General features: G+C 72.1%; 15 protein-coding genes. 7 read left to right on the forward strand and 8 right to left on the reverse strand.

The features are described 5' to 3' along the window. Positions 1-3 precede the first annotated feature (3 nt). Together J3P44_RS11715 and J3P44_RS11720 are read left to right on the forward strand one after the other, a co-directional pair. A complete protein-coding gene (locus tag J3P44_RS11715) occupies positions 4-2,328 on the forward strand; it encodes a DUF5682 family protein (RefSeq protein WP_255890530.1) in 2,325 nt (774 codons plus the stop codon). Next, positions 2,312-3,517 (forward strand): VWA domain-containing protein, encoded by a 1,206-nt coding sequence (locus J3P44_RS11720; RefSeq protein ID WP_255890531.1) that lies wholly within the window; start codon positions 2,312-2,314, stop codon positions 3,515-3,517. Before J3P44_RS11715 ends, J3P44_RS11720 begins: the two co-directional genes overlap by 17 nt. 2 nt (positions 3,518-3,519) lie before the next feature. Here the strand turns inward: J3P44_RS11720 and J3P44_RS11725 are convergent, their stop codons facing one another. The 4 genes from J3P44_RS11725 to J3P44_RS11740 form a co-directional block, all read right to left on the reverse strand. Then, entirely contained in the window at positions 3,520-4,152 is a 633-nt protein-coding gene (locus J3P44_RS11725) for a hypothetical protein (protein WP_255890532.1), read from the reverse strand. A gap of 25 nt (positions 4,153-4,177) precedes the next feature. Further along, complete coding sequence (locus tag J3P44_RS11730; RefSeq protein WP_255890533.1) at positions 4,178-5,680, reverse strand: SDR family NAD(P)-dependent oxidoreductase; 1,503 nt, start codon at positions 5,678-5,680, stop codon at positions 4,178-4,180. 49 nt (positions 5,681-5,729) lie between these two features. Further along, the gene (locus tag J3P44_RS11735) at positions 5,730-8,054 is read right to left on the reverse strand and encodes a DUF6351 family protein (RefSeq protein ID WP_255890534.1); all 2,325 of its coding nucleotides are present in this window, start codon (positions 8,052-8,054) and stop codon (positions 5,730-5,732) included. 176 nt (positions 8,055-8,230) lie between these two features. Then, complete coding sequence (locus J3P44_RS11740; protein ID WP_255890535.1) at positions 8,231-8,881, reverse strand: response regulator transcription factor; 651 nt, start codon at positions 8,879-8,881, stop codon at positions 8,231-8,233. Between the two features lie 57 nt (positions 8,882-8,938). On the opposite strand from J3P44_RS11740, the gene J3P44_RS11745 reads away from it, so the two are divergent. The 4 genes from J3P44_RS11745 to J3P44_RS11760 are packed head-to-tail and all read left to right on the forward strand — an operon-like array spanning position 8,939 to position 15,957. Next, the gene (locus J3P44_RS11745) at positions 8,939-9,826 is read left to right on the forward strand and encodes an ABC transporter ATP-binding protein (protein WP_255890536.1); all 888 of its coding nucleotides are present in this window, start codon (positions 8,939-8,941) and stop codon (positions 9,824-9,826) included. Further along, positions 9,823-10,506, forward strand: a complete 684-nt coding sequence (locus J3P44_RS11750; RefSeq protein WP_255890537.1) for an ATP-binding cassette domain-containing protein — start codon at positions 9,823-9,825, stop codon at positions 10,504-10,506. Before J3P44_RS11745 ends, J3P44_RS11750 begins: the two co-directional genes overlap by 4 nt. Positions 10,507-10,531: 25 nt before the next feature. Continuing rightward, complete coding sequence (locus J3P44_RS11755) at positions 10,532-12,889, forward strand: ABC transporter permease (protein ID WP_255890538.1); 2,358 nt, start codon at positions 10,532-10,534, stop codon at positions 12,887-12,889. Then, positions 12,886-15,957: an FtsX-like permease family protein gene (locus J3P44_RS11760; protein ID WP_255890539.1), complete on the forward strand. Its 3,072-nt coding sequence runs from the start codon at positions 12,886-12,888 to the stop codon at positions 15,955-15,957. Before J3P44_RS11755 ends, J3P44_RS11760 begins: the two co-directional genes overlap by 4 nt. 25 nt (positions 15,958-15,982) lie before the next feature. Here the strand turns inward: J3P44_RS11760 and J3P44_RS11765 are convergent, their stop codons facing one another. The 3 genes from J3P44_RS11765 to J3P44_RS11775 form a co-directional block, all read right to left on the reverse strand. Further along, positions 15,983-16,732 carry a response regulator transcription factor gene (locus J3P44_RS11765; protein WP_255890540.1) on the reverse strand — a complete coding sequence of 250 codons (750 nt, stop codon included), beginning with the start codon at positions 16,730-16,732 and terminating at the stop codon, positions 15,983-15,985. Between the two features lie 146 nt (positions 16,733-16,878). After that, positions 16,879-17,706: a response regulator transcription factor gene (locus J3P44_RS11770; protein WP_255890541.1), complete on the reverse strand. Its 828-nt coding sequence runs from the start codon at positions 17,704-17,706 to the stop codon at positions 16,879-16,881. A gap of 179 nt (positions 17,707-17,885) precedes the next feature. Next, positions 17,886-18,848 (reverse strand): GNAT family N-acetyltransferase, encoded by a 963-nt coding sequence (locus J3P44_RS11775; RefSeq protein ID WP_255890542.1) that lies wholly within the window; start codon positions 18,846-18,848, stop codon positions 17,886-17,888. A 105-nt stretch (positions 18,849-18,953) separates the two neighbouring features. On the opposite strand from J3P44_RS11775, the gene J3P44_RS11780 reads away from it, so the two are divergent. After that, the gene (locus J3P44_RS11780; RefSeq protein ID WP_255890543.1) at positions 18,954-20,675 is read left to right on the forward strand and encodes a DEAD/DEAH box helicase; all 1,722 of its coding nucleotides are present in this window, start codon (positions 18,954-18,956) and stop codon (positions 20,673-20,675) included. Between the two features lie 97 nt (positions 20,676-20,772). Here J3P44_RS11780 and J3P44_RS11785 read toward each other — a convergent pair whose 3' ends face one another. Continuing rightward, positions 20,773-21,246 (reverse strand): DoxX family protein, encoded by a 474-nt coding sequence (locus J3P44_RS11785; protein ID WP_255890544.1) that lies wholly within the window; start codon positions 21,244-21,246, stop codon positions 20,773-20,775. Between the last annotated feature and the right edge of the window lie 130 nt (positions 21,247-21,376).

Genomic DNA, 21,376 nt, shown 5'->3' on the forward strand with positions numbered 1-21,376 from the left:
GCGATGACGGTCGACATCTACGGCGTACGCCACCACGGTCCGGGCTCGGCCCGGGCCGTGCGGGGGGCGCTGGACGAGCACCCGCCGGACTTGGTGCTGATCGAGGGGTGTCCCGAGCTCGACGCCATCGTCGACCTCCTGGGCGACGAAGCGATGACGCCACCTGTCGCGGGCCTCGTCTACGCCGTCGACGAGCCTCGCCGGGCGACCTTCTACCCGCTGGCCCGCTTCTCCCCGGAGTGGGTCGCCGCCCGCTGGGCACTCGCGCGCGGGGTGCCGGTGCGCTTCCTCGACCTGCCCGCGACGCACGCGTTCGCCCTGGCCGCCGAGGACAGAAGTGACCGGCCGGAGCAGGCGCCCGTCGACGAGCCGGTCGACGAGCCGGGCGGTGAGGCCGGGGATCCGCCGGCCGCGCCCCCCGAGCGGCTCGACCCCATCGGGACGCTGGCGGCCGCTGCGGGCTACGACGACGCCGAGCGCTGGTGGGAGGACGCCGTCGAGCAGCGGTACGACTCGCCCGCGGAGCGGTTCGACGCGATCCGGGAGGCGATGGCGGCGGTCAGGTCGGCCGATCGCCGTCCGGCCGACGATCCCGACGTGCACGCCAACGCCCGCCGCGAGGCCTGGATGCGCAAGGTGCTGCGCGCCGAGATGAAGGCGGCCCCCGACTCGCGGATCGCCGTCGTCTGCGGTGCGTGGCACGCCCCCGCGCTCGTCCCCGCCGACTTCCCGCCCGTGGCGCGGGACCAGCTCCTCGTCACCAAGCTGCCGCGCACCAAGGTCGCCGCGGCGTGGACCCCGTGGACCGCGGCCCGGCTCAGCTATGCCTCGGGCTACGGCGCGGGCGTCGGTGCGCCCGGGTGGTACCAGCACCTCTTCGACCACATGAGCCAGGACGACCCGGACCCGCGCGGGCTCGCGACGACGTGGCTCGTGCGGGTGGCGAGGACGCTGCGGGACGAGAGGCTCGACGCCTCGACCGCCTCCGTGGTCGAGGCCGCGCGCCTGGCCGAGACGCTCGCCACCGTGAGAGGGCGGCCCTCGGTGGGCCTCAGCGAGCTCGACGACGCTGCGCAGACCGTGCTCTGCGAGGGTTCGCGGGTCCCGCTCGACCTGGTCCACGAACGCCTCGTGGTGGGCGCGGAGCTCGGGACGGTCCCGGACTCTGCACCGGTCGTGCCCCTGGCCGCCGACCTGTCGCGTCAGCAGCGGTCCCTGCGACTGAGACCGACAGCGTCCGCCCAGCAGGTCGACCTCGACCTGAGGCGCGAGAGACAGCTGGCGCGATCGGTGCTGCTCCACCGGTTGAGCCTCCTCGGCATCGATTGGGGGGAGCTCACCGACACCGGACGCACCACGGGCACCTTCAAGGAGAGCTGGACGCTGGAGTGGCGTCCGGAGCTGGCCGTCGACCTGGTCGAGGCGAGCGTCTGGGGGACGACCATCGCCGGGGCGGCGTCGGCGCGCGCGGCGGAGAGGGCCGAGAAGTCGGGGGACCTGACGGAGCTCGCCGCCCTGGTCAGCGCCTGCCTCACCGCCGACCTGCCCGACGGCATCGCCGCGGTTCTCGACGCCCTGGATGCGCGCGCGGCTGTCCAGCACGACGTGCCCGCGCTGCTCTCGACGGTCGAGCCGCTCGCTCGCACCTGCCGCTACGGCGACGTGCGCGGCGTGGACACCCGACGCGTACGCAGGGTGCTGGGCGCCACCGTCGTCCGCGCGTGCGTCGGGCTCCCGATGGCGTGCGCCAGCCTGGACGAGGAGGCGGCCGACGACATGGTGAGCGCCGTCGCCGGTGCCCACCGGGGGCTCTCGCTCCTGGCTGACGACGAGCTCGACACCGCGTGGTCGGAGGCGCTGGAGTCGGTCTCCGCACCCGACCACGTCGCGGGCGCGGTGGCCGGGCGGGCCACCCGCATCCTCCTCGACGCCGGTCGCCTCGACTCCGGCGTCGCCGCGCGTCGCATGGGGCGCCGGCTCTCGCTCGCGGCGTCCGCTCCCCAGGCCGCCGCCTGGCTGGAGGGCTTCCTCGCGGGGGACGCGGTGCTGCTGGTCCACGACCACGACCTGCTGGGGCTGGTCGACGAGTGGGTCGGCGGGCTCGACGAGGCGACGTTCGAGGACCTGCTCCCGCTCGTGCGGCGTACGTTCTCCCAGTTCAGCCGAGCCGAGCGCCGCACGATCGGCGAGCGGGTGTCCCGGCTGGGCGGACCGGACGACCGAGCCGCTGGGGCGTCGTTGCTCGACGTCGAGCAGGCCACCCCGGCGCTCCAGGCCGTGGCCGCGTACGTCGGGTGGAAGGTGGTGGACCGTGACGGAGCAGCCTGAGTCCGGGCCTGACGTGCGGCGTGACCGGCTCACCCGCTGGCGACTGGTCCTCGGTGGCAACGAGGCGGACGGCGTGACCGGGCCCGACGGTGCGCCGGTGTCCCTGAGCGCCGAGGACATGCGCCGGGACGGCGCCCTGGACGCGTTGTACGACAGTGAGCGCCGGGGCGGGCTCGGCGGCTCGGCACCGCGGGTCTCGCGCTGGCTCGGCGACATCCGCACCTACTTCCCGTCCTCGGTCGTCCAGGTGATGCAGGGCGACGCCATGGAGCGCCTCGGGCTGCGGCAGATGCTGCTCGAGCCGGAGATGATGCGGGCCGTGCAGCCCGACGTCGGCCTCGTCAGCACCCTGATCGGGCTGGGCCAGGTGATCCCCGAGCACTCGCGCGAGACGGCGCGCGCGGTCGTCCGGCAGGTCACCGACGAGCTCGAGGAACGGTTGCGGCAGCGCACCGTCCAGGCGGTGTCGGGTGCTCTCGACCGCTCAGCCCGCACCCGTCGGCCGCGGATGCGTGACGTCGACTGGCGACGTACGGTCGCCGCCAACCTCAAGCACTACCTCCCTGAGCACCGCACGGTCGTGCCCGAACGTCTCGTGGGCTACGCCCGCCGGTCGACGCGGGTCGAGCGTGAGATCATCCTCTGCATCGACCAGTCCGGATCGATGGCCGAGTCGATCGTCTACAGCTCGGTGTTCGGTGCGGTGCTGGCCTCCATCCGCTCGGTCACCACACGCCTCGTGGTCTTCGACACCGAAGTGGTCGACCTGACCGACGAGATCGACGACCCGGTCGACGTGCTCTTCGGCGTGCAGCTCGGCGGCGGCACCGACATCAACCGGGCCCTGGCCTACTGCCAGGACAAGATCACCCAGCCGGCCGACACCGTGCTGGTGCTGATCAGCGACCTCTACGAGGGCGGCATCGCCGAGGAGATGATCCGCCGGGCCCGGTCCGTCGTCGGCTCGGGCGCGACGATGATCGCCCTCCTGGCGCTGAGCGACTCCGGCCAGCCGTCCTTCGACGCCGACCACGCCGCTGCCCTCGCGGAGATCGGGGTGCCGTCGTTCGCCTGCACGCCGGACCTGTTCCCCGACCTGATGGCGGCAGCCATCGAGAGGCGTGACATCGGCGAGTGGGCGGCGCTCAACGACATCGTCACCACTCACGAGACGACGCAGCCGGACTGACGTCACCAGGCCGGGCCGTCGCCTCCCACCCGCTCGACGAGCCGCCGCCCGACGTGCCCGGCGTTGGCACGGCGTACGTCCTCCGGGACCGGGGGCAGGTTCTCCTCCCAGTCGAGGAGCGTCGATCCGCGCAGCTGCGGCATCCGTGCCGGGCGGCCGAAGAAGAACGGGTGCAGGTGCGCGCCGCCGTCGCCGTAGCGGCCCACGTGGCACCGGCCGACGCTCGGGAGCTCCTCCACCGCGGCCGTGACCGCCACCATCAGCCGCCCCATCTCGGAGGCGAGGTCGTCGGGCAGGTCGGCGAGGTCGTGGTGGGCGCGCGGCTGGAGGATCAGCGTGACCGGCAGCCTCATGTCGAGCACCTTGAGCATCCAGCGCTCGTTGCTCCACGCGACCTGGGCGAGCTTCTCGGGATCCGGCGGCTGCTGGCAGGGGCACTGCGCGGGGTCGTCGCCGACCCGCGGCGGCTCGGCGTCGACCATGGGCTCCAGGGGCTTGATCCGCAGGCCCTCGAGCTCGAACGGGAAGATGTCCCAGCCCGGCATCAGCTCGATCGCGACCGGCAGCCGCCCCTCGTCGTCGGTCGCCGCGGCGACGCGGGCGTGGAAGTCTTCGGCGCTCTCGAGGGTGCTCATGGCGAGCAGTCAACCAGTGCGAGCATCACCACGGAGAGGGCTGGTAGTCCTTCACGAAGCAGCCGAACAGGTCGGTGCCACCCTCGCCCAGCACGATCGGGTCGTAGACCCGCGCCGCACCGTCGACCAGGTCGAGCGGCGCGTGCCAGCCCTCGGCGGCGATGCGCAGCTTCTCGTGGTGCGGGCGCTCGTCGGTGATCCAGCCGGTGTCGACGGCAGTCATCAGGATCTTGTCGGTCTCGAACATCTCGCCCGACGAGGTGCGGGTCAGCATGTTGAGCGCGGCCTTGGCCATGTTGGTGTGCGGGTGCCCCGCGCCCTTGTAGCGGCGCGAGAACTGCCCTTCCATGGCGGAGACGTTGACGACGTACGCCCGACCGGACGCCGCTGTCGCGGCGGCCGCGGCCAGCGCCGGGCGCAGCCGGGAGACCAGCAGGAAGGGAGCGATCGAGTTGCACAGCTGGACCTCGAGCAGCTCGAGCGGGTCGACCTCGCCGACGGTCTGGGTCCACGAGTTGGTGACCTGCACGTCGGGCAGCAGGCCGCCGGCGTCGACGGCCGTCCCCGCGAGGTGGGCGTCGAGCGAGGCCTGCCCCGCCTTGAGGGCGAGCGCGGTGAGGGTGGCGGCGTTGTGGGCCGCCCGCGCGTGCTCGGCGGACTCGCCCTCGTGGTGGGCGACCGCGGTGTCGGTGAGCGCGCCAGCGATCGCGGCCGGGTGGGCCTCGGAGATCCGGTCGAAGGTGACCAGCTCGGGCAGGTCGATGCCCGACGGGAGGGGCTGCTGCTCGGCGTCGACGAGGGGCGCGTAGGCGCCCGGCGTGCGTCGTACGGTCTGGCACGCGTTGTTGATGAGGATGTCGAGCGGACCGGAGGCCGCGACGTCGTCGGCCAGCGAGATCACCTGGGTCGGGTCGCGCAGGTCGATGCCGACGATCTTGAGCCGGTCGATCCAGTCGGCGGAGTCCGGCAGTGCGGCGAACCGGCGCACCGCGTCCTTGGGGAAACGCGTCGTGATCGTGGTGTGCGCGCCGTCGCGCAGCAGCCGTAGCGCGATGTACATCCCGATCTTGGCCCGACCGCCCGTGAGCAGCGCGCGGCGGCCGGTGAGGTCGGTGCGCTGGTCGCGCTTGGTGTGGCTCATCGCCGCGCAGGTGGGGCAGAGCCAGTGGTAGAACGCGTCGACGAGGGTGAAGTCCTGCTTGCAGATGTAGCAGCCCCGCGCGGTGATCAGCTCGCCGGCGAACGCGCCGACGGTCTGCGAGACCAGCGGGATGCCGGCGGTCTCGTCGTCGATGCGCATCCGCGAGCCGGTGGCGGTCTTCTCGATGATCCCCCGGTCGTGGGCAAGCTCCGCCGCCCGCTTCCTCAGCTTCCGCTCGGCCTTGATCGACTTGTACATGTGCGATGCGGCCCGCTTGACCGTGACGTGGTCGGGGTGGTCGCCCGGCAGCTCGTGGAGGGTCTGCAGCACCCGCAGGGTGGTCGCCAGGTCGGCGGGGTCGATCCGGTCGGGTGGCTGCTCACTCACCGGAGAAGCGTACGGGCGATGTCGGGATCCCCGGTCAGCCGGGGATTCCTCACTGCCGCCACAACCCCCGGAAGGACCGCCCGAACCACCCCAGCCCCGAACCCTTCGGCGCCGGGGGCAGCTCGGCACCGCCGTACGTCGCCCGGCGGGCGGTGCCGTAGCCGAGCCAGGTCGAGGCCGGTCCCTGCCCGATGCCGGGCAGCGCCCACTCGCACACCCCGTCCGGGAAGACGGCCTGCAGGCGGGCCCACTGCCCGTCGGTGAAGGGGATCGGCAGGCCGCGGGGCAGGCGGTAGCCCGCGCGGTCGAGCGGCTTCAGCTGGCAGGCGAGGACGTCGTTGGCCGCGGGGCCGCCGGACTCCTGGCGCGGCGTGGACAGGTTGGTCCGCGCGAGGTCGGCGCGGCACACCACGCCCGGCACGCCGTCGGCGATGCAGCGGTCGGCGAGGGAGTCGGGCCTGTCCTCGACGATCTTGCGGGCCAGCGGCACCGAGCGACGGTCCTTCTCGACCCGCGCCAGCCAGCCGTCCATCGCGATGAACGCCTCCGTGGGCCAGCGGGTGTCGCCGAGCAGCGGCGTCGGCCCGAACCACTCGATCCGGTTGTCGGTATGGCCCTGCGAGCGCTGGAGCCGCAGGTGGCTCCAGACGGCGTGGGAGTAGTCGTGGGCGATGCCGGGGTCGGGACCGCCGTGGTTGATCATCGCGACGTCGCTGGTGTGGGTGAACTCGTTGAGCAGCCCGGTCCGGTAGGCGTTGGCGATCGAGGCCGGGTCACCCGCCGTACGTCCGGCGATCGGGTCGGCGTTGACGTCGAGGCCGCCGATCTTCTCGTTGAGGTCGACGAACTGCTCGGGCGTGATCCGCCCGCCCTGCACCGCCTTGAGCCCGTACTGCACCCCCCGGTTGCCGAAGGGCAGCCCGGCGAAGCCGTGCCCGGCGGCCTTCTCCTGCGAGCTCCACACCGACTCGGGCCGCGGCCCCAGCTGGTTGCGCATGAGGGTGAGGATGTCGCAGCGCACGCCCCCGGGGTTGGTGTCGGAGTCGAAGCGGGTCGCGGTGTCGCCCGCGACCGGCGCGGGCACACCGTCGCAGGGGTGCTCGGGGTTGATGGCGCTCTTGAAGAGGCCCTCGTCCGCGGTGACCGCGTTGACGGGCGTGAGGTGACCCTCCACGTCCGCGATCTGGGTGGGTGACCACACCACGCCGGGGGCCCACCTCGCCGGGTCCTCGAAGTAGGCGCGCATGAGGTGGTAGTCGGCGAACTGCGCGCCGGGGCTCATCACGTCCGGGTAGGAGCAGGTGGTGACCAGGCCCTGGTAGATCCCCGGATAGGCGTTGGCGACCGTGTGCTGCGCGACCGAGCCGCCGCTGCACCCGGTGCCGATGGTGTAGCGGATGGTGCCGTAGCGCTCGACCAGCCGCTCCTTGGCCATCATCAGCGACTCGGCGTTGTGGGCGACGTTGCAGTTGTGGCCGGTGTTGGCCAGGGCCGTCGACAGCACCGCGAAGCCGCGGCGCAGCGCCTCGACGTACGAGCTCTGCAGCAGCGGCACAGGGACCGCGTCGAACGTGCCCGACGCGTCCTCGAGCGGCGGCTCGGCCGGGGCGTAGCTCGCCCCGCACCCGCCGCCGTGGGTGATCAGCACCTTGTGGTTCCACTGCTCCTGCGGCGCCCACGCCTTCCACTTCTCACCGGGCGTGAAGAGCGTGAGGATCGTGTAGCGGTCGCGGTCCTGGTAGCCGTCCTCGCGCCGCACGACGAACGGCACCGTCCGGCCCTGGTCGGTGGTCGCGGTGTCGACGTCGCTCGCGGGCTGCGCGGGGTCGTAGGGCTGGAGCGCCGACTGGCCCTTCGGCTTGTAGAGGTAGGAGTACGACGCCGGCTGGTTGCACAGCGCGTCGCGCGCGGTGTCCTGGCAGTCGTACGCCGCTGCGACGGGGCCGCTGAAGACGGGTCCGCCGTTGCGGTGGTTGGTGATCACGACCTTGTCGCGTCGGGCGTTGCCGGCGCGGGCGACGAGCACGTTGCGGCCGTTGTCGAGGCCGCGCAGCAGGACGGTCGAGCGCTTGCGGAACTTCTTCGAGATGTCGCGACCGTCGAGCGTGACCCGCAGGCGGCCGGCCCTGCGGGGCACGGTGATCCGGACGAGCACGTCGCCGCCGGAGACGAGGTCGGCGCGGTTGGAGAGCACCTGGATCCGCACCTTGCCCTGCTGGTGCGGTGCCGACGAGCCCGGCGCAGCGTTCACCACGGACAACACGGCGGTCAGCAGCACGAGGGTGATGCCGAGGGCGATGCCGACGGCGACACCGACGACCGCGGGACGGGCCGACGGACGGGTGAGACGGGACACGACGGAGTGCAGGCGCACGGCGTACCTCCTGGAAGGACTCAGGAGGTCAACGACGATGCGCCCGGGCTGGTTACTGGCGGGTCAGGGACGCATTCCCGGGGGGAAACTCGCACTCCGAGGGGTTTGCAACCCCCATGACGTGCAGGAATCCCCGCGTACGCGGGGATTCCGACAAAGCGCCGAGCAGGCGGAAGTCAGCCCTCGCGCGCAGGCGAGCCGTTGATCCGCACGCGGTCGGCGCGCAGCCCGTGCTCGACGCCCCACAGCACGGCCTTCGAGCGGGAGTCGACGTCGATCTTGCGGTAGGCCGAGCGGATGTAGGACTTGATCGAGTTGAGCGACAGGAGCGTGCGCTCGGCGATCTCCTGGTTGCTGAGGCCCATCGTGATGAGGGACAGCACCTCGGCCTCGCGCGCGGTGAGGCCCTCCTCGCGTCCGGGCCAGTCGCCACCCACCAGCGACGAGCGCCCCCGCGAGGGGGAGACCACGAGCTGTCCCTCGGAGATCGCGTGGAGCGCGTCCACCAGCCGGGCCGCCGGAAGGCTCTTGGAGAGGTAGCCGCGCACGCCCTGGTTGAGGGTCTCGCGGGTCAGCCAGGGCTGGAAGTTCCAGGTGTAGACGGCCACCGTGCGCACCTGCGGGTTGTCGACCAGCCGCTGCACCGCGGGCCCGTTGCCCTGGCCCATCCCGAACGTGTCGTAGAGGGCCACGTCGACCGGCTGGGTCACCGGCTTGCCCGCCGCCAGCTCGACGACCTCGACCCGGTGGCTGTAGCTGCGCATCATCGCATCGAGACCGCGCACGACGACTTCGTCGTCATTGACGAGCGCGACTCGGATGACCATGCCTCAAGGTACCCACCTTTATGTATCTTGGCCCGTGTTCGTGACAAAGGGGGAGCCGTGCGGGAGAGCGCGACCACGGTCGAGGAGACCCGCACAGGTGGACTCGGCGTCCGGTGCGAGGGTGTCGTCCATCTCTACAAGACCTTCGGGGGCCACGACGTCGTCGCCCTGCGCGGTGTCGACCTGACGATCCGGGCCGGTGAGCGGGTCGCCTTCCTGGGCCCGAGCGGCTCGGGCAAGTCCACGCTCCTGGCGCTCCTCGGTGGCATCCAGCGGCCCAGCGCCGGTCGGATCTTCCTGGGCGAGGAGGAGATCTCCCGCATGGGCGAGCGCTACCTCGCGCGGATCCGCTCGCGCCAGGTCTCGACGCTGCTGCAGGGCGCCACGCGCAACCTGCTGGCGTACGCCACCGCCCGGCAGAACATCGCCTTCGCGCGACTGTCGCTGTCCGGCCGCGAGCGCGAGGACGCGCTGGCCGACACCGAGCTGCTCGACCGGGTGGGGCTGCTCGAGCAGGCTGACCAGGTCGTGTCCACGATGTCCGGCGGACAGCGCCAGCGCCTCGCCCTCGCCTGCGCGGTGTCGACCTCCCCGCGCCTGCTGCTGGCCGACGAGCCGACCAGCCAGCTCAGCCACGCCGACCGCGACCACGTGCTGCACCTGATCCACTCCCTCGGCGACGACTTCGGCACCACGATCGTGGTCGTCACCCACCAGCCCGAGGTGGCCGCCACGTTCCCGCGCACGGTGACGATGAAGGGCGGTCGCGTCGGCGCGGAGGGTCACGGCGGCTCGGAGTACGCCGTGGTGGGCGAGGACGGCGTGATCCACCTCCCCGGCCACATCGCCACCGAGTGGCCGCCCGGGACGCTGGTGCGGTTCGAGGACGACGAGCACGGCCGCATCATCGTCACCCGCGCCGGCGGCGAGGGCAGCCACGCATGACCGACCCCCTCGTGAGCGAGCACCCGATGACCCATCACCGGGCCCGCGAGCTCGCGCTCGACTCGATCACCTACGTCGCCGGACGCACGCTCCTCGACGACGTCAGCGTCTCGTTCCCGGCAGGCAAGCTCACCGCGGTGTCGGGACCCAGCGGCTCGGGCAAGACCACACTGCTCTCCATCGCCGGAGGCCTCCTGCAGGCGACCTCGGGCACTGCCGAGCTCGACGGCCAGGACATGTGGACCGGCAGTGGCGACCCGTTGCCGGAGGTCGCGTTCATCCTCCAGGTCTACGGCCTGGTGCCCATCCTCTCGGCGCGCGAGAACGTCTCGATCGCGCTGCGTGCGCGCGGCGTCGCGCCCGCCGACGCGGACGAGGCGGCCGAGGCCGCGCTGGCGCGGTTCGGCATCGCCGACCTCGGTGAGCGCCAGGTCGAGGAGCTCTCGGGCGGTCAGATGCAGCGCGTCGCGTGCGCGCGAGGATTCGTCGTCGGTGCCGACGTGCTGCTGGCCGACGAGCCGACCTCCGAGCTCGACGAGGGCAACCGCAGCGTCGTGCTGGCCGAGCTGCGCGAGGAGGCTGCCCGCGGCGCCGTGGTCGTCGTCGCCACGCACGACCCAGCCGTCGTCGAGGCCTGCGACCTCCACATCGCGCTCGACGAGGGCCGGGTCGTCCGGTGAGCGTCCGAGCGAAGAGGCCGGGTCGTTGAGTCGTGTCCTGCGCGGCATCTGGAGTCGTCGGGGTGCCCTGACGACGCTGGTGCTGATGGCCGTGGTGGTCGTCGGCGGGGCTGTGACGGTCCTGCAGTTCGCGGAGGCCGCCGACACGTCACGGTGGCTGACCGCACCCCTGCTCCTGCTCGGCGCGGTCGCCGTGCCCAGCATCGGCGCGGAGCTCGCCGTGGCCCGGCGTGAGGAGATCGGTCTCGCCCGCCTGCGCGGCATCCATGGCATCCGCCTGTGGCGCTTCCTCCTCGTCGAGCCGCTCCTGGCCATCGTGGTGGGGACCCTGCTCGGCCTGGTCGTCGGAGCCGTCGGCACCGCGACGGCCACCCGGACCTGGCTGGACGACGCCGCCCCCGCCCTCGAGCAGCCGGCCCTCGTCGTCGCCGCAGGCATCGCCGGCGCCGGGCTCCTCATCGTGGGCCTGTCGGCGGCGGCCGCCCTCCGTGAGCCGCTCGCCGTCCAGGTGTCCACCCGGCGGCGGCCGCGTCGCGCGACGACCCTCACCATCTTCCTCAGCGTCCTGCTGCTCGTCAGTGCCGGCGTCGCCGCCTACCGCAGCCGCGCTGCTGCGGGCGACCCCGACCTGGTGGTCCTCCTCGGTCCGGCCCTCGTCGGGCTGGCGCTGGGACAGGTGGCGATCTGGGTGATCCGGATCGCCGCGCGCGGACTGACGCCGACCACCGAGAAGCGCGGCCTGGGTGCGTTCCTCGCAGCTCGCCGGCTGGCCCGCGCCGACGACCTGGTCACGCCCATCCGTCTCGTCGTGGCTGCCGCCGTGGTCGGTGCGCTGGCGCTCAGTGGCGCCGTCAGCGTCAGCGGCTGGACCCGCGAGCAGGCCGCGGTGGAGGTCCCCGGAGCCCGCGTGATCTCCACCGACGTGGGTGCCCTGGGCGCGGTCGAGCTGACCGAGCGGATCGACCCCGAGGGCACGCACCTCGTCGCCACGGCGATCGTGCGCAACGAGACGCGGCTGGCCGAGCGACGGGCGTACGTCGACGCGGCCCGCTGGGACGCGGTCGTCGGCGACTTCTACGACGGCACGCCGGCGCGGGCCGCGTCCGACGCGATCGACCGCCTCGACACCGACGTCGAGCCGTTCCAGGTGTCGGGCGACCGGCTCACCGTCAGCATGTCCGGCCTCGAGGTCCCCGCGGTGCGGACGTTCACCGGACCCGACGGCGAGGACGTCAGGGTGGGTGGTGGCGGGGCCGAGCTGACCCTCCGGTTCGTCACGTCGGCCAACGTGTCCGGCGCGGTCGCCCTGCGTACGCAGGTCCCGGCCGACGGCGCAGCGGTGACCCGCTCCGTCCGGGTGCCGGAGTGCGCGGACGGGTGTGCGGTCACCGGGCTGGACGTGGGGCGCGACAGCCGGGGCCTCATCGATGGCAGCCCTTTCGTCGTCCTCCTCGAGAGGCTCGAGCTCGGCAAGGACGACCTCCTCCAGCGTGCGTGGGTGCCCGACCCGGTCTCGGTCCAGTCGGCGCTCAACAGCCGCTTCTTCCGCAACTACGAGCCCCCCGCCGTCATGACGGTGAACCGGCCGGACGGCCTGCAGGTCGCGATGCTGCCATCGGTCCCCCTCGCGCTCGACCTGGAGCTCGCGGAGGCGGCCGTGCCCGTGCTCGTGGCCGACCAGGACGAGCCGGTCGCCCTCGACCTCGGCGGTGACGAGCGCACGACCGACGTGATCGGCGTCGCGCGGTCGATGCCGCTCATCGGCAGCGTCGGCCTCCTGTCCGACATCCGCACCTCGGCTGTCGGCTCCGGTCCGACGGTGCCGTCCGCCGAGGTTCAGATCGTCGCGGCCGCAGGCACGCCGCAGGCCGTGCTCGACGACGTGGCCGCGGCCACCGGCTCCTCGTGGCGCACCTTCGAGACGGTGCGCGAGGAGCTCGGCGAGCGGCACGGCGGCGCCCAGTCCGTGGCGTACGCCCTCACCGCCATCGCCTGCGCCCTCGTCGCCCTGCTCGCGCTGGGAGCAGGCGTCGCCCGGCACCTGCGCGACTACCGTCGCGACGTGGCGTCACTGCGGGTGCTCGGGATCTCCATGAGCACCGCGCGCAAGGCCGGTCGCGCCGAGCTGGTCAGCCTGACCGTGCTCGTGGTGGCGAGCGTGGTCGCGGGCGGGTGGCTGGCGACCACCCTGCTGCTCGAGGGCCTTCCGCTCCTCGCGATCCCCACGGCCGGACTCCCGCTCGACACCACTCCGAACGCCTGGCCGCTGGCCCTTCCGGCGCTCCTGTCGGCGGCCGCGGTGGTGCTGGTCGGCGGCCGGGCCCGCGCCGTGCGCGCCGCCACCACCCGACCCAGCCTGCTGCGCGAGGAGGAGGTCAGGTGATCCAGCTTCTCGGCGCCATCGTCCGCGGCCTGCGTGCCCGGGCCCTGCTCTCGGCGGGGTCGGTGCTCCTGACCGCCCTCGCGATCGGGTCCGCGATCCTCGGGCCCGTCTTCTCCGAGGCCGTGACCAACTCCTACGTCGTGACCCGGCTCCAGGAGACCTCCCCGGGCCTCACCGGCCTGAGCCGGGTCTTCACGCCCGACCCCGGGGTGTCGCTGCAACAGGCCGAGCGCGATGCCGTGGCAGCCTCCGAGGCGACGCTCGCCGGCCCCTGGCAGGAGCCCTACGCGATCGTGCAGTCCGAGCGTTTCAGTGCCCTTCGGGGCATGGTGACGTTCTGGTCGCGCTCCGACGCGTGCGAGATCCTCGAGATCGAGGGTCGCTGCCCCGAGAAGCAGGGCGAGGTGCTGATGCTCGCCGCCGACATGGAGAAGACCGGCGCCGTGCTCGGCGAGCCCCTGGAGCTGCCGATCTTCGAGACGGGTGGCGTCGCCGCGCTCGGCCTGCCACGGCCGGCCCTCGACGAGGTCGTCGTCGTCGGCTCCTACGTCACGCCCGCCGGCGGCGACGACTGGCTGATCCCCGGACGGCTCACCAGCACCAACGAGCAGACCTCGATCAGGGGCGGCTACCAGCCCTTCGCCCCCGCACCCCTCATCACGACCGGCGACACGATCACGGCCATGGGCGCCTGGAACATCCGGGTCGACACGCACCTCGACGTCCCCTCCGACCTGACCCCCGAGCAGCTCGACGACGCGGCGACCTCTGCGAAGGCGGTCCCGAGCGACGCCGAGGTCGAGGTGGACGGCGGCACGCTGCGCGCCGACGACACCAACGACCTTGCCTCCGTGGTCGCGGACGTACGGTTCCAGCAGTCCACGGCCCGGGGCTCCATCGCGCCCGCCGTGCTCTCACTCGTCCTGGTCGCGCTGGCGCTGCTGATGCGGTTGCTCAACGCGGCCAGCGAGCTCCGCGTGCCCGAGCTCGCCCTGGCGTCCCTTCGGGGCGTGACCGCGCGCCGGCTCTGGGGACTGGGCCTCGCCGAGCCGGTCGTCGTGCTGGTGATCGCCATCCCGCTCGGTGTCGCCTTCGGCCTGGGTCTGTCGATCCTGCTGGTGCGCAGCTGGCTGGCGCCCGGGCTCCCGCTTCCGCTGCCCTGGGCCAGCTGGGTCGCTGCGGCGCTGGTGCTCGTCGCGGCCTTCGTGGTGGCGTGCGTGGCGGTGGGCCTCGTCGTCCGGGAGTCGCTCGCCTCCCAGCTCAGCGGCGTACGACGTCCGGTCGCCGCTCGCCGCTGGTCGGTCATCGCCCAGCTCACCCTGGTGGCCCTCGCGGCGGCCACGCTCGCGAGCAAGCTGACGGCCGGTGGGCCCGGTGAGCCGGACGCCACCGACCTCGTCCTGCCGGTGCTGCTGGCGGTGGTGGCGGGCCTCGCCGCCACGAGGCTCATCGCCGCGCTGGCCACGTGGTGGACGCGTCGCTCGCGCGGCCGCTCGCTCAGCGGGTTCGTGTCCATGCGGGCGATCTCGCGCCGCCAGGAGGGCACCCTGGTCATCCTGCCGATCACCGCCGCGATCGCGGTGGCGGTGTTCGGGGCGGGTGTCTACGACTCCGCGGCGACGTGGCGCACGAGCGTGGCGGCGACCGAGTCGCCGGCCCACACCACCTGGTCCACGACGCTCACCCTCACCGAGGGGATCGAGCTCACGCGGGAGGTCGACCCCGAGGGCGACTGGGTCATGGCCGCGGCCAGTGTCCCCAACCCGGGGGCGAACTTCTCCGTCGTCGACAGCAGCCGCCTGGCGCGGGTCGCCACCTGGCCGCCCACCTGGAGCCCGGGCCTCGACGTCGACCAGGTGGTCGACCGCATCGCCCCCGGCGGCCTCGTCCCCACCCTGACGGGCAAGCGGTTCTCCCTCACGATCGACAACCAGGCCGACATGGACCGTGACCTGGCTGTCGAGGTCCGCTTCGGCACCCGCAACGGACTGCCGCTGAAGGCCTACCTCGGGCCATTCCCGTCCGGGGAGTCCACCCGGTCGGCACGGGTCCCGTTCTGCCGGGAGAGCTGCCAGCTCGAGGGCATGACCCTCGGGGGCGGGGCCGGCACCAACACGCGCATGTCCGGGTCGCTGCGCCTGAGCGACGTCGAGATGGACGGCGTCCCGGTCGACGGAGCGATCCAGGGAGCCGGCTGGACGCCGACCCCCGACCCGGCCGTACGGACCTCGATCGTGGAGATGCGGGAGACGGACGGTGCGCTCGAGATGACGGTCGACACCGGAGACTCCGTGGGCATGGCCCGCATCACCGCCGGCGGCATCACCCGAGACCGGCCCGCGATGGCGGGCCCGAAGGTGCAGCAGCGCGCGATCGAGAAGCTCGACGAGGGCTACGGGCTGATCCCGGTCGAGCCGGTCGGCGAGATCGAGGGCATGCCCTTCACCGGCCCCACGGGGCTCCTGGTCGACTACTCCTCCTTCCTCACCGACCGCCCGGTCTTCGACAACCTGATGACCGTCCACGTGCTGGCGCGTGAGGGCACGCCTGCATCGATCACCGAGGCGCTGTCCGAGGCCGGCCTGAGTGTGGGGACGACCCTCGCCAAGGAGCGCCACGTCCTCGACCAGAGCGCGTACGCCCTCGCCCTTCGGCTCTACGGAGTCGTCGCCGTGCTGGTGCTGCTGATGGCGCTGGCGGGACTCTTCGTCAGCGCGGCCGTCCAGCTGCCGGCGCGTCGGCGCGACGCGGCGGCCCTGCGCGTGGTCGGCGTACCCCGGACCTCGGTGATGGTGGCCGTGGTGCGCGAGCTGGCGGTCGTGCTGGGCAGTGCCGCACTGGCCGGCATCCTCGCGGGATCCCTGGCCCAGTGGGTGGTGCTGCGCACGATCACCCTGGGCTACGCCGACGACCCGAGCACACCCGCACTGGTGGCGGCCATCTCACCCCTGCGCCTGGTGGTGCTGGCGCTGCTCGCTGTGGCGGTCTTCGGCGCCGTCGCGCTGATCAGCGCGTCGATGACGGTGAAGGGTGCCCGCGGCGCCACTTTGCGCGAGTCGGCCCGCTGACCCGAGGCGAGTGGGCGCGGTCCGGTCAGTCGCAGCAGGGGTCGAACCGGAACCCGACGCCGCGGATGGTGCGGATCCACTCGTTGTCCGACGCAGCAGCGCGGAGCTTGCGGCGCAGGTTGGCCAGGTGGACGTCGACCACGTGGGTGCTGTCGGGGACGAACTCGGTGGCCCAGACCGCGCGGAGGAGCGCCTCGCGGGCGACCACGATGCCGGGGTTGCTCACGAGGTGGGCGAGCAGGTCGAACTCGGTGCGGGTCAGGTCGATCTCCTCGCCGGCGACGAGCACCTCCCGAGCCTCGGGGTTGAGGCTCAGGTCCTCGCAACCGATCTGGCTGTCCTGGTCGGCGGCGCCGTCGGCACTGACGGGAACGGGGAGGGGCTCGGTCGCTGGCATCTCCGCGCTGCGGGGTCGGCGGAACAGCGCCGCCACGCGCGCCTGCAGCTCACGCAGGGAGAACGGCTTGACCAGGTAGTCGTCGGCGCCGACCTCGAGCCCGATGAGCCGGTCGACCTCGGCCGTGCGGCCGCTGAGGACGATGACGTAGCAGTCGCTGACCATGCGGATCTGGCGGCACACCTCGACACCGTCGATGTCGGGCAGGGTCAGATCGAGCGTGACGAGGTCAGGTGCCGTCTCCCGGATCACGGCGAGGGCGGCAGTGCCGGTCTGTGCGATCGTGACGTCGAACCCCGCCTGGGTCAGCAGTGCGGAGATCGCGTCGCCGGCGTCGCGGTCGTCCTCGACGACCACGGCGATGCGTTGGTCGATCATGTGTGGTTCCCCCATGTGTGGTCATGCTTCGCGCTGTCAACCGGCGCGCGTCGCACTCGACGCATGGTTCCCAGCCCCTCGATCGTATGCGGCAAAGGGCTGGGACGGCTCGGAATGCACAGACAGGGGTCGTGGTGGTCCCTGCGTCAGAAGTCGAGGCCTCGGGCCCAGTCCTCCGAGTCGATGCGCGCCACCAGGTAGGGGCCGCCGCCCGTACGCCGGTCCTCGGGCTCGCCCTCGCGGTCCATCCGGTAGCCGATGCCGCGGATCGTGTGGATCCACGTGGCGTCGGAGTGCCGACGGAGCTTGCCCCGCAGGTTGGCCACGTGCACGTCCACCAGGTGGTGGTCGTGGGTGAGCGCGCTGCTCCAGATCGCGAGGACCATCTCCTCACGGGTGCAGACCCGCGAGAGGTGGGTGGCGAGGTACTCGAGCACGTCGTACTCGATGCGGGTCAGGTCGACGATCGTTCCGTTGATCTGGACCTCGCGCCGGGCGGAGTTGATGACCAGGCCGGCTCCGCACGAGATCGTGCTCGGCTCGTCGGCAGGCTGTGACGGGCTGGGCACGTGCGGGGCCTGGGCAGCGGCCTCGTCCATCAGGGCCGAGCGCGGACGCCGGAACAGCGCGGCCACGCGGGCACGCAGCTCGCGCGGGGAGAACGGCTTGAGCACGAAGTCATCGGCGCCGACCTCCAGGCCGATGAGCTTGTCCACCTCGTCGGACCGCGCGGACACGATCACGATGTAGCAGTCGCTGGCCTCCCGGATGCGACGGCACACCTCGATGCCGTCCATGTGCGGAAGCGTCAGGTCCAGGGTGACCAGGTCGGGCGGATCGGCTGCCGCGACGTCCACCGCCGCCCGTCCGTCGCGCGCTGACGTCACCCGGAAACCGGCGCCCTCCAGCGTCTCGACCAGTGCCGAGGAGATGTCCGGATCGTCCTCGACGACCAAAGCATGAAGATCTTGCACGTTTCTACCCCCACCCAAAATGCAAAGGCTAGGGACCCCACGTCCCCGCCGCGGCTCCGCCCGAATCCGACGCCGATTCGATGGTATGCGCAGGAGTACGCCGAGCGTCAGGGTTGTTTCAGGGCTTTGCCTAGATGTCTAGACCATACTCTTTGACGGAATCTTTGGCCGATGGGGATTCAGACTGCGTTTTCCGTGGTCGCTGTCAGGTCGATCCCACGATTGACCCAAGTGCTGGTGGCGACCATTCCCACCCGCTCGTAGAGACCCAGGGCGCCGGTGCGCGAGTCGGTGCTCAGCTCGGAGGTGGACGTGCCATGGGCCCGCGCCTGGGCGAAGGAGTCGACCAGCAGTGCCTGGGCCAGGCCGCGGTTGCGCTGGTCGCGGCGCACGGCGAGCCGGTCGACATAGCCGGTGGACCCGTCGTCCGACACGAGCACCAGGGAGACGCCGGCCACCGTCCCGTGGGCGTCCACGGCCACCCGCAGGTTCCACGGCTCGAAGCCGGGCCGGCCGCGGGTGGCGGCGTCGAAGTCCTCGAAGCTCTCCCGCCCGCGCACCGACCACTCGAGGAACGCGTCCTCCAGCACGTCGTGCGCGGCCCGCAGCTCCTCCGCCTGCGCCGCGCGTACGACGTATCCCGGCGGCAGCTCGCGGTCGGGGATCCTCGCCCCCTCGGGCAGCTTGAGGACCCAGCTCGTCCACCGCACCCGGAAACCGAGCTCCTCCAGCAACCGGTCGCCAGGCGAACCCTGGGGGACCGGCATCCCGATCACCGTCGACCCGAGGCGGCGGCCAAGCTCCTGGAGCCAGTGCGCCAGCCAGGTGCCGATCCCGCGGCCGCGGTGGGAGGGCAGCACGGACGTGTCGGCGCGGTCGGCGCCCATCAGCTCGGCGTACGCCACGAGGGTGTCGCCGTCGAACACGCCGATCGACCGGGCGCCGACGTCGTGGCTGGGCTTGGCCCAGTCGCTCACGATGTCGGCCTCCTCGATGGCGACCTCGCCGATGTCCTCGAGCTCCTGGGCCGCCATCAGCTCGAAGACCGCCCGCGCGTCGCTCGTCCGGAGCGGTCGGGTCGTCAGACCGGGAGGAAGCACCGGTGGTGCGGTCGGGTCGCTGGGGTCGTGCTGGCCGGGCATGGGACGAGTGTGATGCCTCACGTGGCGCCCTGTCGCGCGCTTATCCTCGGCCGGGGTGCCTGGTGTGGAATGCCAGATTCCCCCGTGAGGCCCTACCGTTGTCGGGTGAGTGACGAGCAGCCAGCAGCCCCTGAGCAGACCTTCGCCGACCTCGGCCTCTCGCCTGAGGTCCTCAAGGCGCTGGCCGACGTCGGCTACGAGACCCCCTCGCAGATCCAGGCCCAGACGATCCCGCCGCTGCTGGAGGGACGCCACGTCGTGGGCCTCGCGCAGACCGGCACCGGCAAGACGGCCGCGTTCGCGCTGCCGATCCTCTCGCAGCTCGACTTCTCCCAGAAGACGCCGCAGGCCCTCGTCCTCGCCCCGACCCGCGAGCTCGCGCTCCAGGTCTCGGAGGCCTTCGAGAAGTACGCCGCGCACATGAAGGGCGTGCGCGTGCTGCCCATCTACGGCGGCCAGGGCTACGGCGTACAGCTCTCGGCGCTGCGTCGCGGCGTGCATGTCGTCGTCGGCACGCCCGGGCGCATCATGGACCACCTGGAGAAGGGCACGCTCGACCTGTCGGAGCTGCGCTTCCTCGTCCTGGACGAGGCTGACGAGATGCTCAAGATGGGCTTCGCCGAGGACGTCGAGACCATCCTCGCCGACACGCCCGCGGACAAGCACGTGGCGCTGTTCTCGGCCACGATGCCTGCCCAGATCCGTCGCATCTCCAAGAAGTACCTGGAGAACCCCGTCGAGATCACCGTCAAGAACAAGACGTCGACGGTCTCGTCCATCACCCAGCGCTACCTGATCGTGTCCTACCCGCAGAAGGTCGACGCCCTCACGCGCATCCTCGAGGTCGAGAACTTCGAGGGCATGATCGTCTTCGTCCGCACCAAGAACGAGACCGAGATGCTGGCCGAGAAGCTCCGCGCCCGCGGCTACTCCGCGATGGCGATCAACGGCGACGTCGCTCAGGTGCAGCGCGAGCGCACCATCAACCAGCTCAAGGCCGGCAAGCTCGACATCCTCGTCGCCACGGACGTCGCCGCCCGGGGCCTCGACGTCGAGCGGATCAGCCACGTCGTCAACTACGACATCCCCACCGACACCGAGTCCTACGTCCACCGCATCGGGCGTACGGGCCGCGCGGGCCGGACCGGTGACTCGATCGCCTTCGTCACGCCGCGTGAGCGCCACCTGCTGCGCGCGATCGAGAAGGCCACCCGCCAGCCGCTCACCCAGATGCAGCTGCCGACGGTCGACGACGTCAACGCCACCCGGCTCTCGCGCTTCGACGACCAGATCACGCAGGCGCTGGCCCAGCCCGAGCGGATCGACTTCTTCCGCGACGTGGTCTCCCACTACGTCAGTGAGCACGACGTGGCCGAGGTCGACGTCGCCGCCGCATTGGCCGCGGTGATGCACGGCGAGCAGCCGCTGCTGCTCGACCCCGAGCCCGAGCAGCGGACCCGCTCCTTCGAGGAGCGCTCCAGCCACGCCGGCAAGGCCGACCGTGGTCCCGCCCGGGAGTCGCGCAGCGGCGCCCCGATGGCGACGTACCGCATCTCCGTGGGCAAGCGGCACAAGGTCGAGCCCCGCCAGATCGTGGGTGCCCTGGCCAACGAGGGCGGCCTCTCGCGCGGGGACTTCGGCTACATCGCCATCAAGCCGGAGTTCTCGCTCGTCGAGCTCCCGGCCGCCCTGCCCCCCGGCACGCTCGACCGTCTCGCCGGCACACGCATCTCCGGCAAGCTGATCGAGCTCGAGCTCGACAAGGGCCCGCAGCGCCAGCGCGCCGGTGGTCACAGCGGCGGCTACAAGGGCAAGAACCCCCGCTGACCTGACGATCCCTCGCGCTGAAATGCGCCGACCGGTCACTTCCTCGGCGAGGAAGTGACCGGTCGGCGTCGTCCAGGACGAGGAAGTGCCCGGTCGGTCAGGCGGCGACGGCCTCGGGCTGTCGCTCCTCGTCGCGCTGGCCGGTGACCTGCCGGGTGAGCAGGTGGTCGACCGACAGCCGACCCGCACCGGTGCTCGCCAGGACGAGGCCGAGAACGCCCAGGACCAGCACCAGCTCGTACCCGCCCTCGGCGACGAAGAAGGCGTCCCGGTGCACGAACCACCAGGCGCCGGCCATGTTGAGCGCCCAGAGCACGCCGACGACCGGGGTGAGGGCACCCAGCAGGATCAGGACCCCGCCGCCGACCTCGATCGCGATGGCGAAGGCGGCGGCCGCGGGTGCTACCGGAATGCCCATGGCCGCGAACCCGTCGGCGGTGCCGCCGGAGCCACCTTGGTCGAGCTTCTGCCAGCCGTGGGCGATCATCACCGCCCCGAGGGCGAGTCGCGCGAGCAGGAGTACGACGTCCTGCGCAGGAGTGGTGGAGCGGTTGCCGAACGGGAGCTTCACAGGTCTACCTCCGAGTTGATTGACACTTGAACTACCCACGCTAGGGGCCGGAACTGAGCGCTTCCTGAGAGCACGCAGAAGCCCCGCCACCGGAGAGGCGACGGGGCTCCTGGCAGGAAACGGGGGAGAA

Origin of the sequence: Nocardioides astragali (assembly GCF_024436375.1) — a bacterium.
Taxonomy (GTDB): domain Bacteria; phylum Actinomycetota; class Actinomycetes; order Propionibacteriales; family Nocardioidaceae; genus Nocardioides; species Nocardioides astragali.